Origin of the sequence: Actinomadura luteofluorescens, from assembly GCF_013409365.1 — a bacterium.
In the GTDB taxonomy this organism is placed as follows: domain Bacteria; phylum Actinomycetota; class Actinomycetes; order Streptosporangiales; family Streptosporangiaceae; genus Spirillospora; species Spirillospora luteofluorescens.
Window position 1 is genome coordinate 4,476,115 of sequence record NZ_JACCBA010000001.1, and the last position, 17,630, is coordinate 4,493,744.

The window sequence follows — 17,630 nt, forward strand, 5'->3', positions numbered from 1 at the left end:
GACGGCCCGGGTGCGCTCACTGGGCGGGACGCCACCAGGGCGTGGTGCCGCTCAGATTGCGCTGCACGTTCGTGACGCAGTGGATGTCGCCGCCGGCCGTACCGACGTAGTGGGAGTAGTCCCAGTCCTCGATCCAGTGGACGCGCACGCCCGCTCCGCGCAGGGCCTGCTCGGTGGCCCGCTGGAACACGTCATGCCCGTCCTGCCGCGGCCCGTGCTGGGCCGGGGCCAGGTAACCGCCGGTGCCCGTGCTCACGCCGTTGGCGGCGTCCGGCAGGTACGTGACGGTCAGGTCCTTACGCGGGTAGCCGTCGGGCAGGTCGAGCTTGGTGAAGAGCGCCGGCACCCGGATGACGTCCCGTTCTGTGATCCCGGCCTTCTCGCGGAACTGCCGCAGCGCGCGGTCGACGCCCGCCGCCGCGATGCGGGTGCCGTTCACCAGTTCGGGCTTGGCGAGAGCCTGGGCGACCGTGAGGCCGGGGAACTGCGTGTTGGACGGGGCGACGCCCTCGACCAGCCGCTGCCCACCGCCACCGCCGCGGGCGACCTTCGCCAGGAGGTTCATGCCCATCCGCGGGTCGGCGACGACCATGGCCCAGCCCTTGCCACCGCGCCTGGGCACGAAGTGGAAGAACTCGTCGATGTGGCCCACGCCGAGCCAGCTCGTGTCGATGGCGATCGGGTCCTGGTAGCCCTGGGCCTCCAGCATCCGGGTGAAACTCGCGTCGGGCGCGAACTTCCCCTCGCCTCCGTAGACGATCCGCCCGGTGCTGTACTTGCCGTACGGCGGGATCGTCCCGAAGTTGCCGCTCGAACTGGCCGATCCGTAGTACAGGTTGGCGTCGGGGCGGTCGACCGCCGTCGCGTCGAACTGCTGGAGGCCCGCGACGCCCGGACCGCGCATCATGGTGAAGACCGGCCGGGACGCGTCCCTCAGCGGGCGGTCGCGGGCGGGGAAGTCGGGGGTCACCGCCGGAGACCTGAGGTTGACCACGATGCGGTGCTCCTTGCCGCCCGGCCCCGGCATCGAGGCGTAACCGGCTTGAACATGTCGCCCATCCACTGGTCGCCCCCGGCCGGGGACTCGACGAACGGTGCGCGCAGCCCCTCGGCGTCCAGGCCGCGCCGCAGGTCGCGCCGGTACGCCTCCTGCCCCTTCACTGGCTTGTCGGGCGCGGTCCCCTTCTCGAGCGTCACGGGAGCCTTGGGGTTCGCCACGACCGCGCGCTCCAGGGGCAGGAGGTCGTGCTGGAAGAGAACCGGCGCCACCCGCAGCCGGACCGTGTCGGCCCGGGTCCGGCCGCGGTCGGTGACCGTCAGCGTGAGGTCGCTGAACCCGGACCAGGCGGCCGGGTCGCGGACGACGTCGCGCGCCTCGACGGCGAGCCGCACCCCGCGGCGCAGCTCGCCGGGGCGGATCGCGCCGTCCGTGCCGAGTGCCGTGAGCCGCCCGCCGCGCCGGACGAAGATCCGCACCTTGTCCGCCGACCGGGCGTCGGCGCGCAACGTCGCCCGCGCGGAACCGGACGCGCCCGCCACCGCCGGGATCTCCAGCGGCGCCAGATCGGCGGCGTCGGCCGCGCCGTTGACCACCGCGTCCGCCGCGTCGCCGCACGCCGCCAGCGCCGCGTCGGTGAGCCGCTTCCCGCCGGCGCCGGCCGTGGGGCAGCGGGAGGCGTCGTCGTCCAGGTTCGGAAGCATGATCGCCCCACGGGCGGCGGTCCACGCGCCGCGCCGGGCGTCGTCGGCGGGCGACAGCCGCCCGTCGCGATCGGCGTCGGCGCGCAGCAGCGCCCTCCCGGACGCCGACGACGCGCCCGCCTGCGCGGCCTCGGCCGTGAGACCGCATCCCGCGAGGCAGGCCACCGCGGCCGCGGCCAGCCCGGTTCGTACGATTCGCTTGTGATCGTTCATGGTGACGAGCCTGGCGATGGGGCCCCCGCCCGGGCATCGGCCGTACGGCAGATCTTCCGGGCGGGCGCCTCGGCCGTTCGGCAGAGCCGCCCGCGGGCCCGTGCGGCCGGGGCGTTGATCGTCGTGCTCGCGGCGGCCGCCGCCGCGGGCACGCCGGGCACGGGTCCGCTGATCACGGTCCCGGCCTGGCTGACCGGTGCCGCCCTGGTCCTGATGCTGGCCTTCCCGGCCGCCCGTCCGGGCGCCGTCGCCGGCACGGCCGCGGCCGGCTCGCTGGCCGCGACCCTGCTCTACCGGGGCCCGGCCGACAACCGGACGGCCGGCTGGTGGCTGGCCGAGACCGCCGCCGCGACGGTCCTCCTCCACCTGGTGGTACGGCGCGCGGAGGCCCGTCCCGCCGCGATCGCGGGCGCGGCGGCCGCCGCCGCGGTGACCGCGCTTCCGCTGCGGCTGACACTGCACGTCGTCCCGCCCGCCAGTGCGCGCGGCGCGCTGCTCGGCTGCCTGTTCTGCGGGCTCGGCGCGGCGGTCGCCGCCGGCACCGGGGCCTACCTGCGGTTCCTGGACGCGCGGCGGTCCCGGTCGGTGGCCGAGGCGCGCCGCGCGCAGCGCCTCGCCCTGGCACGCGACCTGCACGACTTCGTCGCCCACGAGGTCGGCGGAATGATCGTCCAGGCGCAGGCCGCCCAGATCGGCGGCGACTCCGGGGAGGCCCTCAGGCGGATCGAGGCGGCCGGGGCGCGCGCCATGGCCTCGCTGGACCGCACCGTCCACATGCTCCACGACGAAGGCCCCCGGGAGGGGCCGCACGGCCTGGACGAACTGCCCGCGCTCGTGGACCGCTTCAACGAGTCGAGTGCGGCCCGCGTCCGGCTGGCGATGGACGCGGAGACCCCGCCCCCCGAGGTCTCGGCGACGGCGTACCGGCTGGTCGTCGAGGCCCTGACGAACGTCCGCCGGCACGCCTCGGGCGCCACGGCGGTCGAGGTCGCCGTCACCGCGACCGGTCCGGCCCTGCGCGTCACCGTCACCGACGACGGCCGCGGGGGGCGCGCGGGCCCGCTGCGCGAGCGGCGCCGCGGCGGCCTCGGGCTGCCCGGGATCGCCCTGCGCGTCGAGGCGCTGGGCGGCGACTTCGACGCCGGCCCCGCGGAGGGGCGAGGCTGGCGGGTCAGCGCCCTGATCCCGGTACGATCACCGCGATGACCACTCGGATCCTCATCGCCGACGACCAGGACGACGTCCGAGGGGGCTACCGCATCATCCTGGACGCCCAGCCCGACATGCGGGTGGTCGGAGAGGCCGCCGACGGCGCGACGGCCGTCGAGCTGGCCCGCAGGCTGCGTCCCGACGTCGTCCTCGCCGACATCCGGATGCCCCGCATGGACGGCCTGGAGGTCACCCGGCTGCTGGCCGGCCCCGGCGTCCCCGATCCCCTCCGGGTGGTCGTCGTCACCACCTTCGACCTCGACGAGTACGTGCACACCGCGCTGCGCGACGGCGCCTGCGGGTTCCTGCTGAAGCGCTCGGGCCCCGCGCTGCTCGTGGAGGGCGTCCGCGCGGCCGCGGCGGGGGACGCGCTCATCAGCCCCTCGATCACCACCCGGCTGCTGCGCCGGTTCGCGCCGCCCGTGCCGCGCGCGGACGACGAGCGCCTCACCGGCCGTGAGGCCGAGGTCGCGACCCTCGTCGCGCGGGGCCGCACCAACGCGGAGATCGCCGCCGAGCTGTCCATCACGTCCGGCACCGCCAAGACGCACGTCGCCAACGTCCAGCACAAGCTCGGCGTCCGCAACCGGGTCGAGATCGCCGCCTGGGCCTGGCAGACCGGCCGGCTCCGCCCCTGACCGCGCGGGCGCCGCCCGTCACCGGTGCTCCACGACCGGAGAGTCGCGGGGCGGGGCGGGGAGTGCGGAGCCGAAGACCCAGGGAGAGGTCTCGGCGATGAAGTCGCTCGGGAAGCCGGGCGTGAACTCGGCGGCCCGGGTCAGCCGAGCGACGATCTCGGGCGGGAGGGTGAGATCGACGGCGGCGAGATCGTCGCGCAACTGATCACTGGTGCGTGCCCCGATGATGGGGTGGACGAGGGGCGAACGGCTCATCGTCCAGGCGATCGCCACCCGCGCCGGAGTGGTCCCGAGCTCGTCGGCGACCTCCCCGACGACGCGGGCGACGGCGTGGTCGCCGTCCGAGAGCGGGGCGCCGGCGAGCCGGCCGCCGGCGTTCCCCGGGCGGGTGTATTTTCCCGACAGCACCCCGCCGGCCAGCGGGCTCCAGGCGGTGACGCCGAGTCCGAGCGTCTCGGCCATCGGCAGCAGGTCCCGTTCGATGTCGCGCTTCAGCAGGCTGTAGGGGACCTGCAGGGCTATGAACCGGCTCCAACCGCGCCACTGGGCCAGGGTGTTGGCGTGCGCGACGACCCAGGCGGGGGCGTCGGAGATCCCCACGTACAGCACCTTGCCGGCCTGGACCGCGTCGTCGAGCGCGCGCATGGTCTCCTCGACCGGCGTGTGCCGGTCCCACATGTGCACCCAGTACACGTCGAGGTAGTCGGTGCGCAGCCGGCGCAGGCTGGTCTCCAGCGACGCGCGCAGGTTCTTGCGGTGGTTGCCGGCGGCGTTCGGGTCGTCGCGGTCGCGGGAGACGGTGTACTTGGTGCCGAGAACGAACGAGTCCCGCCGGCCTTCCAGCAGCTCGCCGAGGAACTCCTCGCTGGCCCCGTCGCGGTAGTTCACCGCGGTGTCGATCATGTTCCCGCCGGCGGCGGCGTACTGGTCGAGCATCCGGCGGCACTCGGGCAGGGGCGCGCCCACGCCGCCCTGCTCGCCGAAGGTCATCGCACCCAGGATCACCTCGGAGACCCGCAGGCCGCTGGCGCCCAGTGTGCGGTACCTCATGCCTTCTCCGACCCGGAGAACAGCTGCGCGGCCCGCGCGACGACCTCTTCGTGCGGCACGTCGCGCACATGCTGGTCCAGCGCCCACCGGTGCCCGAACGGGTCGAGGAACTGACCGGTGCGATCACCCCAGAACGCGTCGTGCACCGGCTCGAAGACCGTGGCCCCGGCCGCCGTCGCCCGCGCCCAGGCCGCGTCGGCGTCGGAGACGTCGACGTGCAGCGCGGCGGGGGTGCCACCGAGGCTCGCCGGCGCTCGCATTCCGCGTTCGGGCATCTCTCCCGCCACGGCCAGGACGGTGTCACCGAGCCGTAGTTCGACGGTCAGCGTCTGCCCGCCGGGAAGCGCTATGCGGCTCGTCTCGCGCGCGCCCAACGCCTCGGTGTACCAGGCGGCGGCCTGGTCGGGATCGGTGACGACCAGATGGATCGCGATATTCGTCATGAGGCGGGACCATACACGTTGTACGGACAGCATGTACAGACATCGCGTATGATGGGGTCATGTCCGCCAAGCGCTCCTCCCGGCCCGCTCGTCGATCCGACACCCCGCCCGCCTCCGGCCAACCCGGGGAGCAGATCCTGTCCGCGACGCGCGAGCTGCTGCGGGAGCGCCGGTTCGACGGCCTCAGCGTGGCCGACATCCTGACCACCGCCGGGGTGTCCCGCGCCAGCTTCTACTTCTACTTCCCCAACAAGCAGGCCGTTCTGGCCGAGCTGGTGCGCCGGTCCGTGACACAGGGCCGGCAGGCGGCCCAGCCCTGGACGGACGGACGACAGGACCCGATCACCGCACTGCGAGCGGGGACCCGGGAGGGCGCCCGGCTGTGGCGCGAGAACGCAGGCGTCCTGATGGCGATCGTGGAGAACTGGGCCTCCGACGCGGACCTGCGAGCTCTCTGGCTTGAGCAGATGGACCTGTTCACCGATGCCGCCGTGGCGCGCATCCAGTCCGACCCGCAGGCCCTGCAGCGACTCGCCGGCAAGAACGTACGCGCCGTCGCCGCGTCACTGACCTGGCAGGGCGAGCGGCTCTACTACCTGGCCGCAGCCGGGATCCCGCCCTTCGACGACGAGGAGACCCTCGTCGATGTCCTCACCGACGCCTGGACCGCCACCCTCTACGGGCGACCGACCGAGGAAACGACAGGTTGACCTGGGAGGGCCCCGACAGCGGCGTGGCCGTCGGCAGACCGAGGCTCGGCGCCGTCGCGGCCCGGGCCCACCGTGAGCGCCCGAGCACATTGTGGCCCGTTCAGTCCAGAACCAGTACGGTGAAGGCATGCCCCGGCCCCGCGAGTTCGACGAAGATCTTGTGCTTCTCGCCATCCGCGACGAGTTCTGGGACAAGGGCTACGCGGCGACGTCGATGGACGACCTGCTGCGCGTGAGCAAGCTGGGCAAGGGCAGCCTCTACGGGGCGTTCGGAGACAAGCGAAGCCTGTTCCTGCGGGTGCTGCGCAACTACGACGACGCGAACCTGCTGATGCTGCGCGAGCGCCTGGCGTCCGCGGCGCGAGGGATCGACCTGGTGCGCGAGTTCCTGCTCGGCCCGACCGGCGACCCGACCGGAGCCGCTGCGCGCCGGGGTTGCCTGCTGGCCAACAGCAACGCCGAGCTGGCCACCTGCGTTCCGGATGTGGCCGCCGAGGCTCGCCGCAGCTACGACGCGATCGCCACCATCCTCACCGCGGCACTGGAGCGCGCCCAGCGCGAAGGCGATCTCGCCCCCGACGCCGACCCCGCCGAGACCGCCCGCGCGATCCTCGTCGCCCAACTCGGCCTCGTCGCGCTCGGGCGCACCGGCATGGACATCGACACGCTCACCGCGGTGGCCCACTCCACCCTGGCGCGGCTACTGCCCACCCCAGCGCACTAGCCAGCAGACCACCGCCCGACCTGTACCGTCGCGGCCCGCAACCGGCCCGCAGCCCTGAAGAGTCGCCGTTCAATGTTTATTGACTGTGCAGTCCATAACTGGATAGTTTGCGGACTGAACAGTCCACAACTTGGAGGGAGGGCGGCATGGCCGTCCTGGCAGACAAGGTCGCCGTGGTCACCGGTGGCAGCACGGGCATCGGATTCGCGACCGCACGCGCGTTCCTCGAGGAGGGCGCCAGGGTCTTCATCACCGGTCGCCGCAAGGACGCGCTCGACGCCGCGGTCGCCGAGCTCGGACCCGCGGTAACGGGCGTGGTCTGTGATGTCTCGGTGCCATCGGAGCTCGACGCGTTCTACGAGACCGTGCGCGACCAGGCCGGCCGCATCGACGTGCTGGTCGCCAACGCCGGCATCGGCATCGTGGCTCCGCTCGGCGAGGTGACGGAGGATCTGATCGACTCGATCTTCGCCGTCAACGTCAAGGGAACGATCTTCACCGTGCAGCAGGCGCTGCCGCTGCTCGGCGCGAACGCGTCGGTGATCCTCACAGGCTCGACCGCCGGGACACGGCCCGACCGGGGACTCGAGGTCTACGGGGCGTCGAAGGCCGCGATCCGCAACCTCGCCCGCGGTTGGGCCCTCAGCTCGCGCACACGTGGCTTCCGGGTCAACGTCGTGTCCCCGGGCGGCACCCGCACCCCCGGTCTCCTCGATCTGGTCACGCCCGAGATGCTCAAGCAGGCCGAAGGCGCCGTCCCCCTCGGCCGGCTCGCCGAACCCGAGGAGATCGCCGCCGTGACGACGTTCCTCGCCTCGGACGCGTCGAGTTACGTCAACGGTGCCGAGTTCTTCGCCGACGGTGGCTACGCGCAGGTGTGAGTGCTCCCGCCCGGTCCGCGGCGAGGTCGCGTCGGGCGGTCAGGCCGCGGTTGACGCGGCGGTGATCTTGGCGGGGTTCATCATCCACAGCACCTGGCCGATGCCCTGGTCCGTGGCGTCGACGGTGAGGACGGTGAACGTCCGGCCGTCGCGCTGGAGCAGGGCGGCGTACTGGCCGTTCACGGTGGCCCACTCCACGTCGACCCCGTCCCAGAAGTGGTTCGCGAACGCCCGGACGTACTTGGCGACACGGACCGCGCCCACCACCGGGAAACGGGACGCGCGGACGGCGCCGCCGCCGTCGGAGTAGCTGACCGCGTCCGCGGCGAGGATCTCCTCCAGGGCGGCCAGGTCGCCGGCGCGGGCGGCGGCGACGAAGGCGGTCAGCAGCCTGCGCTGCTCGGCGCCGGTCACCGGCGCCCGCCGCTCGGACCGCAGGTGCTTGCGGGCCCTGCTGACCAGCTGCCGGACCGCCGGCTCCCCCGCCTGGAGGATCTCGGCGATCTGCGGATAGGGGTAGTCGAACGCCTCGCGCAGCACATAGGCGGCGCGTTCGGTGGGCGACAGCCGTTCCAGGAGCATCAGGACCGCGAGGTTGAGCGCCTCGCCGCGTTCGGCGCCCAGGTACGGATCGGCGCCGGTGTCGACGGGTTCGGGCAGCCAGGGACCGACGTAGCTCTCCCGGCGGACCCGGGCGGACTGCAGGACGTTGATCGCCAGCCGCGTGATGGTCGTCGCCAGGAAGGCGGCGGGATCGGCCACGGCGGCGCGGTCGTAGGTCTGCCAGCGCAGCCAGACGTCCTGCACCAGGTCCTCGGCCTCGGTGGCGCTGCCCAGCATCCGGTAGGCGATCCCGAACAGCCGCGGCCGCACCTCGGCGAAGACCGCGGTGGCGTGGTCGAGTTCGCCCGCCGCCGGGTCGCCGCCCGGTCCGCCGTCCGCCGCCATGATCGCCCCCGTTCGGATCGCCGGCCGGTCCTGTCTCACCTGCCCCCGGACAGCTCAGACAAGACGGGCCGCTCTCCCGCGAGAGTAACCGCTACCGGTTCACCGTTCGATCAGATGGCCTCACCCTGCGCCGCCGCGGCCCCGCCGGCCGGCCCGGGCGCCTCCTCACGGAAGTCGATCTTCCGGTGGGTGCCGTCGCACAGCGGCTTGCCGGCCGACTGCCCGCACCGGCACAGCGTCACCCTGTTGCGGGTCTCCAATGGCCGCCCGTCCGCGCGGTGCACGGGCACGCCACCGGTCACCCACAGCGCGCTGGCCAGCCCGTCCTCCTCTTCGAGCACGGCGATGGCGGGCGGAAGGCCGGGCTCGATGGTCTCCCCGCCGCGCCGCAGTGCGTAGCTGTAGGAGCCGGAGGGGCAGTGCTCGATCCGCCCCATGATGTTGGAGCGCACGTCGCTGTCGCCGGTCTCGGCGAGCATCTCCGCGATCGGCCGCGTGCGCCCGATGCAGAACGCCGCGTGGATGCACAGCTCGCCGACCCGCTGCGCGGAGATGCCCACCCCGTCGTGCACGTGCTGCAGTTCCTCGTAGGGCCGGACGTCGGCGCTCTCGGTGCCGTCGAACCCGATCAGTGCGTGCGTCCCGTCGCAGAACGGCTTGGACCGGGAATGGCCGCAGCGGCACAGCGCGTAGACGGGCTCGGTCGGCAGGGCGTCGCCGGTCTGCCAGGTGAGCGCGCTGTTCTCGGCGGAGACGATCTTCCGTTTGCGCCGGAGCGGGATCCCGCCGCGCACGAGGTACGGGCCGTGGGGGAGGACGTCGACGCGCTGCGGCTCGTCGCCTGCGCCCCAGCCGCGCTCCTCCGGCGGGACGTACTCGAACGTGGGGCCGGCCGTCGCGCCGTCGCCGTCGGGCGTCCGCATCAGCGCCTGGGCCTGCGCCTTGAGCTGGTACATGGAGGCGACGGAGACCGCGAGCAGCCGCGGGCTGCCGTTGAACGCCTGCTCCAGCAGGTGAAGGAGAGTGCAGTACGTCCGGTTGAACTCCTCCTGGGCCGCGCGGATCTCGCTCCCGGGGGCGTGGTCGGCGACCTTGGGGTTGGGCCGCATCGGCAGGACGCCGGCGAAGTCGACGCCGAGCGGCTCGCCGGTGGGGCCGGACGCCGGCGTGTCGCCGCGGCGGTAGCGGCGGCCGGCCCTGAGCTCCTGGAAGCGGTAGTAGTGGGCGACCTCGTCGCGGTCGGGATGGTGCACGTCGGGGTCGCCGTCCCAGACCGCGCCGCGGGACGTGCCCTCGCCCTCCTCGACGATCTCCTCCAGCGCCGCCAGCGCCGAGGCGAGACCGGTGACCTCGATCATCCGCCCGGCGGTGTGCGCGAAGTGCCCGGCGTGGAGCTGGCGTGCCGGGTCGCCGGAGAAGACCTCCGCCTCGCCGAGCCGGTCGCACAGGCCGCGCAGCCCGGCCTCGATCGCGTCGTAGAACTGCCCGATCGTCTCGTAGCGGTCGCCTTCGGCGGGGGCGCCGGCCGGTGCCGGCTGCTCCAGGTGCAGGAACATGTCGATCGCCGCGTCGCCGAACGGGAGCAGCGACAGCTCCAGCGAGGCGTCGCCGTGCGGCAGCCGGCGAGGGTGCGGCGGCAGCAGCTCCGGCGCGTCCAGCCGCGGGCTCCCGCCTACGGCGTTGAGCAGGTTCGCCGCCAGCACCAGGTGCAGCATCTCCTCGATGAAGACGCCCGCCACCGCCTCGACGGCCTCGGGGTTGCGCTCCGGGTCGAGCGAGTAGAGCGCGCACAGGTACGGCGGCAGGGTCGCGTGCTCCAGTTCGACCGCCCACTGCAGGTGCTCGCGGAGATCATCGAGCGTGGCGATTCCGGTCGACGGGACGGGTTCGGGGGCATGCTGCCGCCCAGTTGGTGGGTTCATGGGTGTCTCGCTTCGGATGTCGTGGGATGGGCAGAGGTCAGGCGCCTTCGCCGGGGCGGTGCCCGCGGGACCGGGGAGCGGCCCTCAGTTCCTCGGCCGCGCCGAGGAGGTTGCGGAGCTCGATCTCCTCGGCCTCTACCTCGGCCGGGTCGAACAGCCACTCGGAGGCCGGCCGCGCCGCGGCCCGCACCGGGTCGCTCGCCTCGGCCAGCTCCAGTTCGGCCTCGACCTCCGCCTCGAACTCGTCGCCGATGGGGGTGTTCATCAGTCCTCCACACACGGTTCGTTCGGCCGGCCGCCCGGACGCCTGGTCGCGTGGACCAGCCGCACCGGGCGGCAGCACCCGGTGGATCTCGCGGAGCATCGCGTCTCGCCGGGGGTCAGGAATCCCCGGGGACCCGCAGGTGCGCGCGCTCGGCGAGCTCGGCGTCGTCCACGAGGGTCAGCATCGGCTTGCCCGGCTCGCAGAGCATGGTGACGACGAACCGGACCGGCATGTCGTCGCGGTTGTTGCCGTCCTGGTAGTGGATGACGTCGCCGCCGGGCTCCCAGAACGCCTCGCCCGCCGGGACGGGCCGGGGCGGCTGCCCTTCGAGCTCCATCAGCATCTCGCCCTCCAGCACGTAGCCGAACGCCGGACCGGGGTGCCGGTGGGGCGGCGCGCCGGGGTCGCCGGGCGGGTACTCGATGACCACCGTCATGGCGTGCGCGCCGGCCGGGATGAACGGCGGCTCCACCTCCTGGACGGTGGTGAGCGCGGTCTGCCACGCGGTCGACCCGGGCTTCGGCTCGGCGGCGGTGGAGTCAGGGCCGGACATGGGGGCGCCTCCTCGGCTCGTCGGTGCGGGCGCCGGTCACTTGACGGGGTTCGCGGCCAGCCAGGCGGCGTAGGTGACCTCGCCGAGCGTCGCGGCGCCCTCGTCCGGGACGAGGTCGCGCTCGTGCATCTCGGCGCCGAAGTAGTGCGCGTGCGGGTCGGTGACCACCTCGCGCGGGTCGCCCCAGGCGGCCAGCGCCTTGCGGAAGAACTCGTCCATCCGGGACGCCTCGGGGCCGGCGATCTGGATCCGGCCGTTCAGCGGCGTTCCCGCCGCGGTCCGCGCGACCGTCCGGGACACCTCCTCGCCCGCGATGGGCTGGAACAGCACGGGCGGCATCGGGACCGCGTCGCCGCCGGCGGCGGCCTCGTCGGCGATCCTGCGGCCGAACTCGAAGAACTGCGTCGCGTGGATCAGCGAGAACGGGATCGGCGACTCCTCGATCAGCCTCTCCTGCGCGAGCTTCGCCCGGAAGTAGCCGATGTCGGGACGCCGGTCGGTGTTCACGATGGTCAGCGCGACATGGTGGCCCACACCGGCCTTCTTCTCCGCCTCCAGCAGGTTGCCGGTCGAGGTCGTGAAGAAGTTCAGCACGGCCTCGTCCTCGAAGGACGGCGAGTTGGACACGTCGACCACCGCGGACGCGCCCTCGAGCACCTCGGCCAGCCCCTCGCCCGTGAGCGCGTTCACGCCCGTGTTCGGCGCGGCCGGCACCGCCTCGTGCCCGTGCTGCCGGAGCATCTCCACGGCCTTCGAACCGATCAGCCCGGTGCCGCCGATGACCACGATCTTCATGAGGAACCCTCCCGTCCGCCGGGCGGTCGGTCACCGCCCGGTCGCCAGCTAGGACAGGGCACCCGTCCGGGCTGTGACGGCTCCGGCGAAGATTTCCCGGACGCCGCGCGAATCGGGCCGCGGCCGTCACAACTCCGGGCCCTCGCCTGTCCTTGCAGTCGGACGAGTTCATGCGACGACGGGAGCGAGACCGTGCCACCAGCAGGTGCCGCATGCCGTATCCGGATCCGGATGACCGCGCGCGCGGTCGACGAGCCGCACCGCGCCTCGAGTCAGCTCGAACTCCTGTTCGACCTCACCTTCGTGGTGGCGGTCGCGGCCGTCACCGCCCGGTTCGCGGACCACATCGCCGGCGGGCACGCCCTGTCCGGGCTCGTCCCGTTCCTGCAGGTCTTCTTCGCCGTGTGGTGGGCGTGGATGAACTTCACCTGGTTCGCGTCCTCGTACGACACCGACGACATCCCCTACCGGCTGCTGACCATGGTGCAGATGGCGGGCGTCCTGGTCCTCGCCGCGGGCGTGCCGGCCGCGGCCGGCCACGCCGACTACCGCGCCGTCGCGATCGGCTACCTCGTCATGCGGGCCGCCCTCGTCGCGCAGTGGCTGCGGGCCGCGGCCGAAGACCCGGCGGGCCGCGGCACCGCGCTGCGCTACGCCCTCGGCATCACCGTCGCTCAGGCGGGCTGGATCCTCTGGCTCGTCGCGGCGCAGGCGAACCTTCTGCCGTCGTCCGCCCAGTTCCCCTGCTTCGCCGCCCTGGCCGTCCTGGAGCTGACCGTGCCGCGGTGGGCGGAACGGACGAGCCCCACCAGCTGGCACCCCCACCACATCGCCGAACGCTACGGCCTGTTCATGATCATCCTGTTCGGGGAGAGCGTCCTCGCCGCGTCCAACGCGGTCGCCGAAGCGCTCGAAGGGGCCGAGGTCGGCCGGCGGCTCCTCATCATCGCCGGCTCCGGTCTCGTCCTGCTGTTCGCCCTCTGGTGGCTCTACTTCCTCGTCCCCGCGGGCGAGGGGCTCAACGACCGCCGCCACCGCTCCTACCGGTGGGGCTACGGCCACTACGGCATCTTCGCGAGCCTCGCGGCGCTCGGCGCGGGGCTTGAGGTGGCGGTCGCGCAGACCGGACACGACCTCGAAGCGTCACCTCTCGCGGTCTGCTACGCCGTGGCGGTCCCGACCGCTCTGTTCGTCATGCTGCTCTGGAAGGTCCACACGCCCATCCTGGCCGCGCCCGTCCTGCGCCCCGCAGTGGTGGTGCCCGGGGTCGCCGCCGTCCTGCTCATGCCGTCGGCGGCCGCACACGTCGGAGTGGCCACGGTCATCGCAGCGATTGCCGCCCTGGCCGTCGTGATGACCGTCCTCACGATCGCGCCCGGCGACAACAGGTCTCCGCGACAGGAAACGCGCGCCGCGACCTAAGCCCACAGCGGTCACAGAAGACTGGCCCCCGCAACGACGAAAACCCCGGGGCTTGCCGCTCCGGGCAGCGGCACAGGCTCCTCGATGACCCGGTACGGCTCGGTGCCGGTTTCGGCCCCGCCCATCTGTGCTTGTAGAGCGAAGGTGCGCGGATGTCCAGCCGGGCGGCCAGGGCTCGCATCGTGAGGCCATCACAGCCCTCCTCTTCGCGCAGGCCCATCTGGGCCGCGCGGGAGCTCAGGACGCCGAGTTCAGGCCGGTCGCTCACGGTGAGGTCTTCTCTCAGTGCGCAGCCTCGACGCGCTTCTTGAGCGCGTCGTTCATGGCGGCGAACTCGTCCTGGACGTCGATCGCACTCTCGGCGAAGGGCACCAGGAAGCCGGTGAAGTTCTCCCCCTGGGTCAGCTTGACGCGCCCAGGGCCCATCTCCTGGATGAGGAAGTAGTGCTCGCCGTCGACCACGCCCGGGACACCGAACCGGCCGATCCAGCGCAGTTCGTGCCCGGGGTCGGCGACCAGGACGGTCGGCTTGAAGGTCATCCCCTTCCCGCCGTCGTCGCCGGCCAGCTTGTTGACCAGCTTCGCGCCCTTCTTCGGCTCGCCGACGGCGCTGAGGATGAACGGGTTCCACTCGGGATAGGCCTGGAAGTCGGTGAGCACCTGCCAGACCTGGGCGGCGGAGGCGTTGACCTCGATCTCGGCGCGGAGCTTGTGCGGATGGATCCGGGTCCAGCCGTACAGGCTCCCGATGACGACGACGAGTGCGACGACCACGATCCCCGCGACGCGGACGATGCGGACGGCCATAACAACCCCTCCCTCTCAGCTAACCTTATTAGCCATAACCATAAGGCTAATGCAGTTAGCTGCACAAGGTCACTCCCCCCATCCCGAAGGCCGTCACCCGTTTCCACACATGCGCCGATAGTGGAATGAAGCATTCCGTTCTGCTAGAGTGAGAGCAGAACGTTCCGTTCCGCAAAGTTAGGGGTTCGATCATGACCTTCCTCGTCACAGGTGCCACCGGGACCGTCGGCCGTCTCGTCGTCGAGGAACTCCGCGCGGCAGGGCAGCCGGTTCGCGCCCTGACCAGGAACCCCGCCAGGGCCGCCTTTCCCGAGGGTGTCGAGGTCGTCGCCGGCGACCTCGCCGACCTCGACTCACTGACCGGTGTCTTCGACGGCGTCGTGGCCGCACACCTGATCAACTTCGCGGGTGACGACTACACGCCCCTGCCCGACGGTGCCGGTCTGGTGCGGCTGGCCGCCGAGGCGGGCGTACGGCGGGTCACGGTGCTCGGCGGGCGCGCGGACGGTGGGCTGGAGCAGGCTCTGGCCGCCGGCGGCATCGAGTGGACGCTGCTCGAACCGGTCGAGTTCATGTCCAACACGCTGCGCTGGTGGGCACAGACGATCAAGGCCGAGGGCATCATCAAGGAGCCGTTCGGGGACCGGCTCAGCGCGCTGGTGCACGAGCGCGACATCGCCGCCGTGGCCGCCACGGTGCTGGTCGAGGGCGGGCAGGGCGGCGAGACGCTCACCATCACCGGCCCCGAGGCGATCACGCTCAGGGACAAGGTCGCGATCCTGAGCGCGGCCATCGGCACGAACGTGGGGTTCGTGGAACTGACCGTGGACGAGGCGCGCGCCAAGTGGCGCGGCGACGGCATGGGCGAGGGGACCATCGAGTTCCTCGTCAACGCGCTGGGGAACACGCCAGAGGCCGGCTACACCGTGGTCCCGACCGTCAAGGAGATCACCGGCCGCGACGCGCGCGGCTTCGCCCAGTGGTCCGCCGAGAACGCCGCCGCCTTCCGCTCCTGATCGGCGACCACCGGGCAAAGGCGGCGGCACGGGCGCACTGCGGCGTACGCCGCAGTGCGCCCGTGCCCCTTCCGGGCTCAGAAACCCCGCCTCGCCGGCTGCGATCAAGAACTGTGGACCGCCTCGACACGTCGTGAGAAGCGGAAAGAGCCCCCACGCTGTCGCGTGGGGGCTCTTTCCGTCACTACCCCATCTTCCACTCGATGGCCCGGAGCCGTCTCCGGCTGTCTCTCGGACTCGTGACTGTCGCTGCTCATCGCGCGAGGCGCCGGTGGCGGGGGCGTCGGCACCGACGATCTCGACGACGACGCCGCGTTCGACGTTGGTCTGCCGCCCTACATCCGGCTGCACGCACTCCTGGCACCCGAGCCGGGTGCTCCCCGGCACCGCCGGCCCCGGGCGGTCACCCAGCGCCTCGAGCCCGGTGACAAAGCCACCCGGCTTCGGACGGTCCATGAGTGCGACGGCGGCCCGGAAGGGCGGCCGGAGCCTAGGGAAACAAACGAAAGGAACAAGAACAATGGAAATCAGGATTGCGGATCCTCGCGATCTGAAGGGCATCCGCCGGATCGTGAGCGACGTGGTGGCGGACCGCAACCAGTACTGGGTTCGGCGGGCCCTCCCGCTGGAGCCCTCCTTCCAGGACGTTCGGACCGTCTACCTGGTCGCGGCCGAGGGCGAGGAGGTCCTCGCCTTCATGCGCGGGCGGTGGATCAGTCGGTCGTGGTCGGAGCTGCACGTGGGCCCCGACGAGGACTTCCACGTGGACATGTTCGCCGTGGTCTCCGGCCACAGCGGGAAGGACCTCGTGCGGCTCTTCGTGGAGTCGGCGGGCGAGTTCTTCACGGGGCCGGTCACGATCGGCTTCAACGTTCCCGAGGGCAGTCCGCTGCTCGACGTGCTGGTGACGCTGGGGTGTGAGATCGCCCCCACCGACACGTTCTACGAGACCGGTGCACGGCGCCTTCAGGGCCGGTGGCACCGCGGTAGCTAGTTCGTGAGGGGGTGGTGGGGCCGCGCTGGCCCCACCACCCCCTCATTGTTCGCGTGGGTGTCGCGTGTCCGGGGGCCGGTCCGGAGGGACCCCCACCGCCGCGCTCGGCACAAGACACGCAAGCCACGCGGCACCTGGACACCCACCGGGCACATCACCCCGCCCGCAGCCTGAACCCCCGGCACTCACGACGCTGACACACCGCCACAAACCGGACCCAAGGGCCGAGGCATCCTCCTGCGTGCCTGCCGCTTCGGTCGCTGCGGTCACAGAAGACTGGCCTCCGTAACGACGAAGACCCCGGAGCTTGCTGCTCCGGGGTCTGTTCCGTCACTGTGGGGCTAGGACTTTCGTCTGTACCCCTGAGTGGGCGAGGAGGGATTTGAACCCTCACATCCTTTCGGACACACGGACCTGAACCGTGCGCGTCTGCCGTTCCGCCACCCGCCCGTGGGTGCCGTCCCGTTTCCGGGTGCCTGAAAAGGCTAGCACGGGGCCGGGGGTGGTTAGGTATCCAGATACGCCGAGCGAACCTTCGCACCGATACGATCGTCTACCAGTGGGGAAGGGAGGTGCCCGTGGGCGTCATTCAGCGCTTCGAGCGACGGCTCGAGGGCATGGTCGAAGGGGCCTTCGCCCGTGCCTTCAAGTCCGAGCTGCAGCCGGTCGAGGTGGCCAGTGCTGTGCAGCGCGAGATGGACGATCGGGCGGCGATCGTGGCACAGGGCCGCACGCTCGTGCCGAACGACTTCGTCGTGGAGATCTCTCAGCAGGACGGGCAGCGGCTGCAGGTGTACGCCGACAGCCTGAGCCAGGAGCTGGCGAATCTCGCGCGCGAGTACGCGAAGGAGCAGGGGTACTCCTTCGTGGGTCCGGTGCGGGTGAGGTTCGAGAACGCGGGGGACCTCGCCACGGGCATGTTCCGCATCAGGTCGGGCGTGATCCGGGGCTCGACGGTCGAGGGCGGGGAGATCCGCCGGCCGGTGAGCGACGTGCCGCAGGGCGGCCGGGGCGGGGTGTTCGGGGGGCATCCGCGCCTTCTGGTGACCACGGCGGTGGAGGGATCGGACACGACTCAGCGCACCTATGAGATCAACACTCCCGTGACCCTGCTGGGTCGCGGCACCGACTGCGACCTGCGCCTCGTCGACCCCGGCGTATCACGGCACCATGCCGAGATACGCGTAGAAGGTCCCGAAATCGCTCTCGTGGATCTAGGGTCGACCAACGGCTCGTTCGTGAACGGGCAGCCGATCCGGCGGGTGACGCTGGTCGACGGCTCCCGGGTCACGATGGGCCGCACCACTCTTGTGTTCCGCCGCGATAGGGAGTAACCCCG

Annotated in this window: 19 protein-coding genes and 1 tRNA gene; 9 read left to right on the forward strand and 11 right to left on the reverse strand. The window is 72.1% G+C overall.

Features of this window, described 5'->3' with window-relative positions; genetic code table 11:
• Positions 1-16: 16 nt before the first annotated feature.
• The gene (locus tag BJY14_RS20745) at positions 17-994 is read right to left on the reverse strand and encodes a protein-arginine deiminase family protein (protein ID WP_312879330.1); all 978 of its coding nucleotides are present in this window, start codon (positions 992-994) and stop codon (positions 17-19) included.
• Positions 967-1,914, reverse strand: coding sequence for a hypothetical protein (locus BJY14_RS20750; RefSeq protein ID WP_179845150.1), 948 nt, complete (start codon positions 1,912-1,914; stop codon positions 967-969). Before BJY14_RS20750 ends, BJY14_RS20745 begins: the two co-directional genes overlap by 28 nt.
• Here BJY14_RS20750 and BJY14_RS46595 point away from each other — a divergent pair.
• Together BJY14_RS46595 and BJY14_RS20760 are read left to right on the forward strand one after the other, a co-directional pair.
• On the forward strand, positions 1,903-3,120 hold the full coding sequence (locus tag BJY14_RS46595; protein WP_179845151.1) for a sensor histidine kinase: 1,218 nt from the start codon (positions 1,903-1,905) through the stop codon (positions 3,118-3,120). The genes BJY14_RS20750 and BJY14_RS46595 overlap by 12 nt on opposite strands.
• A complete protein-coding gene (locus tag BJY14_RS20760; RefSeq protein ID WP_179845152.1) occupies positions 3,117-3,761 on the forward strand; it encodes a response regulator in 645 nt (214 codons plus the stop codon). Before BJY14_RS46595 ends, BJY14_RS20760 begins: the two co-directional genes overlap by 4 nt.
• An 18-nt stretch (positions 3,762-3,779) precedes the next feature.
• On the opposite strand, the gene BJY14_RS20765 is transcribed toward BJY14_RS20760, so the two are convergent.
• Together BJY14_RS20765 and BJY14_RS20770 are read right to left on the reverse strand one after the other, a co-directional pair.
• Positions 3,780-4,811 (reverse strand): aldo/keto reductase, encoded by a 1,032-nt coding sequence (locus tag BJY14_RS20765; RefSeq protein ID WP_179845153.1) that lies wholly within the window; start codon positions 4,809-4,811, stop codon positions 3,780-3,782.
• Positions 4,808-5,254 (reverse strand): VOC family protein, encoded by a 447-nt coding sequence (locus BJY14_RS20770; RefSeq protein WP_179845154.1) that lies wholly within the window; start codon positions 5,252-5,254, stop codon positions 4,808-4,810. The genes BJY14_RS20765 and BJY14_RS20770 overlap by 4 nt, the downstream gene beginning before the upstream one ends.
• Positions 5,255-5,313: 59 nt before the next feature.
• On the opposite strand from BJY14_RS20770, the gene BJY14_RS20775 reads away from it, so the two are divergent.
• From BJY14_RS20775 to BJY14_RS20785, 3 genes are all read left to right on the forward strand, one after another.
• Positions 5,314-5,964: a TetR/AcrR family transcriptional regulator gene (locus tag BJY14_RS20775; RefSeq protein WP_179845155.1), complete on the forward strand. Its 651-nt coding sequence runs from the start codon at positions 5,314-5,316 to the stop codon at positions 5,962-5,964.
• 127 nt (positions 5,965-6,091) lie between these two features.
• Positions 6,092-6,688: a TetR/AcrR family transcriptional regulator gene (locus tag BJY14_RS46600; protein ID WP_179845156.1), complete on the forward strand. Its 597-nt coding sequence runs from the start codon at positions 6,092-6,094 to the stop codon at positions 6,686-6,688.
• Between the two features lie 146 nt (positions 6,689-6,834).
• Positions 6,835-7,569: an SDR family NAD(P)-dependent oxidoreductase gene (locus BJY14_RS20785; RefSeq protein ID WP_179849519.1), complete on the forward strand. Its 735-nt coding sequence runs from the start codon at positions 6,835-6,837 to the stop codon at positions 7,567-7,569.
• A gap of 39 nt (positions 7,570-7,608) precedes the next feature.
• On the opposite strand, the gene BJY14_RS20790 is transcribed toward BJY14_RS20785, so the two are convergent.
• The 5 genes from BJY14_RS20790 to BJY14_RS20810 form a co-directional block, all read right to left on the reverse strand.
• A complete protein-coding gene (locus BJY14_RS20790; RefSeq protein WP_179845157.1) occupies positions 7,609-8,517 on the reverse strand; it encodes an RNA polymerase sigma-70 factor in 909 nt (302 codons plus the stop codon).
• Positions 8,518-8,627: 110 nt separating this feature from the next.
• Positions 8,628-10,439, reverse strand: coding sequence for a ferritin-like domain-containing protein (locus BJY14_RS20795; protein WP_179845158.1), 1,812 nt, complete (start codon positions 10,437-10,439; stop codon positions 8,628-8,630).
• A gap of 37 nt (positions 10,440-10,476) precedes the next feature.
• Positions 10,477-10,704 carry a hypothetical protein gene (locus BJY14_RS20800; protein WP_179845159.1) on the reverse strand — a complete coding sequence of 76 codons (228 nt, stop codon included), beginning with the start codon at positions 10,702-10,704 and terminating at the stop codon, positions 10,477-10,479.
• Positions 10,705-10,819: 115 nt separating this feature from the next.
• Positions 10,820-11,257, reverse strand: coding sequence for a cupin domain-containing protein (locus BJY14_RS20805; RefSeq protein WP_179845160.1), 438 nt, complete (start codon positions 11,255-11,257; stop codon positions 10,820-10,822).
• A gap of 36 nt (positions 11,258-11,293) precedes the next feature.
• Positions 11,294-12,052: an SDR family oxidoreductase gene (locus tag BJY14_RS20810; protein WP_179845161.1), complete on the reverse strand. Its 759-nt coding sequence runs from the start codon at positions 12,050-12,052 to the stop codon at positions 11,294-11,296.
• A gap of 231 nt (positions 12,053-12,283) precedes the next feature.
• Here BJY14_RS20810 and BJY14_RS20815 point away from each other — a divergent pair, with 231 nt between their 5' ends.
• Complete coding sequence (locus tag BJY14_RS20815) at positions 12,284-13,474, forward strand: low temperature requirement protein A (RefSeq protein WP_179845162.1); 1,191 nt, start codon at positions 12,284-12,286, stop codon at positions 13,472-13,474.
• Positions 13,475-13,756: 282 nt separating this feature from the next.
• On the opposite strand, the gene BJY14_RS20820 is transcribed toward BJY14_RS20815, so the two are convergent.
• Complete coding sequence (locus BJY14_RS20820; protein ID WP_179845163.1) at positions 13,757-14,281, reverse strand: SRPBCC domain-containing protein; 525 nt, start codon at positions 14,279-14,281, stop codon at positions 13,757-13,759.
• A 191-nt stretch (positions 14,282-14,472) separates the two neighbouring features.
• Between BJY14_RS20820 and BJY14_RS20825 the strand changes: the two genes are divergently transcribed.
• Both BJY14_RS20825 and BJY14_RS20830 read left to right on the forward strand, forming a co-directional pair.
• Positions 14,473-15,297, forward strand: a complete 825-nt coding sequence (locus BJY14_RS20825) for an NmrA family NAD(P)-binding protein (protein ID WP_179845164.1) — start codon at positions 14,473-14,475, stop codon at positions 15,295-15,297.
• Between the two features lie 520 nt (positions 15,298-15,817).
• Positions 15,818-16,291 (forward strand): hypothetical protein, encoded by a 474-nt coding sequence (locus tag BJY14_RS20830; protein WP_179845165.1) that lies wholly within the window; start codon positions 15,818-15,820, stop codon positions 16,289-16,291.
• Between the two features lie 367 nt (positions 16,292-16,658).
• On the opposite strand, the gene BJY14_RS20835 is transcribed toward BJY14_RS20830, so the two are convergent.
• Positions 16,659-16,741: transfer RNA gene (locus BJY14_RS20835), tRNA-Leu, on the reverse strand.
• A 128-nt stretch (positions 16,742-16,869) separates the two neighbouring features.
• Between BJY14_RS20835 and BJY14_RS20840 the strand changes: the two genes are divergently transcribed.
• Complete coding sequence (locus BJY14_RS20840; RefSeq protein WP_067627928.1) at positions 16,870-17,625, forward strand: FHA domain-containing protein; 756 nt, start codon at positions 16,870-16,872, stop codon at positions 17,623-17,625.
• Positions 17,626-17,630 lie beyond the last annotated feature (5 nt).

What these genes read in the sequence shown, in the direction of transcription:
- BJY14_RS20750 (WP_179845150.1), bottom strand. Translation starts at nt 1,914, where the DNA reads ATGAACGATCACAAGCGAATCGTACGAACCGGGCTGGCCGCGGCCGCG.
- BJY14_RS20760 (WP_179845152.1), top strand. Translation starts at nt 3,117, where the DNA reads ATGACCACTCGGATCCTCATCGCCGACGACCAGGACGACGTCCGAGGG.
- BJY14_RS20765 (WP_179845153.1), bottom strand. Translation starts at nt 4,811, where the DNA reads ATGAGGTACCGCACACTGGGCGCCAGCGGCCTGCGGGTCTCCGAGGTG.
- BJY14_RS20770 (WP_179845154.1), bottom strand. Translation starts at nt 5,254, where the DNA reads ATGACGAATATCGCGATCCATCTGGTCGTCACCGATCCCGACCAGGCC.
- BJY14_RS20775 (WP_179845155.1), top strand. Translation starts at nt 5,314, where the DNA reads ATGTCCGCCAAGCGCTCCTCCCGGCCCGCTCGTCGATCCGACACCCCG.
- BJY14_RS46600 (WP_179845156.1), top strand. Translation starts at nt 6,092, where the DNA reads ATGCCCCGGCCCCGCGAGTTCGACGAAGATCTTGTGCTTCTCGCCATC.
- BJY14_RS20785 (WP_179849519.1), top strand. Translation starts at nt 6,835, where the DNA reads ATGGCCGTCCTGGCAGACAAGGTCGCCGTGGTCACCGGTGGCAGCACG.
- BJY14_RS20790 (WP_179845157.1), bottom strand. Translation starts at nt 8,517, where the DNA reads ATGGCGGCGGACGGCGGACCGGGCGGCGACCCGGCGGCGGGCGAACTC.
- BJY14_RS20795 (WP_179845158.1), bottom strand. Translation starts at nt 10,439, where the DNA reads ATGAACCCACCAACTGGGCGGCAGCATGCCCCCGAACCCGTCCCGTCG.
- BJY14_RS20800 (WP_179845159.1), bottom strand. Translation starts at nt 10,704, where the DNA reads ATGAACACCCCCATCGGCGACGAGTTCGAGGCGGAGGTCGAGGCCGAA.
- BJY14_RS20805 (WP_179845160.1), bottom strand. Translation starts at nt 11,257, where the DNA reads ATGTCCGGCCCTGACTCCACCGCCGCCGAGCCGAAGCCCGGGTCGACC.
- BJY14_RS20810 (WP_179845161.1), bottom strand. Translation starts at nt 12,052, where the DNA reads ATGAAGATCGTGGTCATCGGCGGCACCGGGCTGATCGGTTCGAAGGCC.
- BJY14_RS20815 (WP_179845162.1), top strand. Translation starts at nt 12,284, where the DNA reads ATGACCGCGCGCGCGGTCGACGAGCCGCACCGCGCCTCGAGTCAGCTC.
- BJY14_RS20820 (WP_179845163.1), bottom strand. Translation starts at nt 14,281, where the DNA reads ATGGCCGTCCGCATCGTCCGCGTCGCGGGGATCGTGGTCGTCGCACTC.
- BJY14_RS20825 (WP_179845164.1), top strand. Translation starts at nt 14,473, where the DNA reads ATGACCTTCCTCGTCACAGGTGCCACCGGGACCGTCGGCCGTCTCGTC.
- BJY14_RS20830 (WP_179845165.1), top strand. Translation starts at nt 15,818, where the DNA reads ATGGAAATCAGGATTGCGGATCCTCGCGATCTGAAGGGCATCCGCCGG.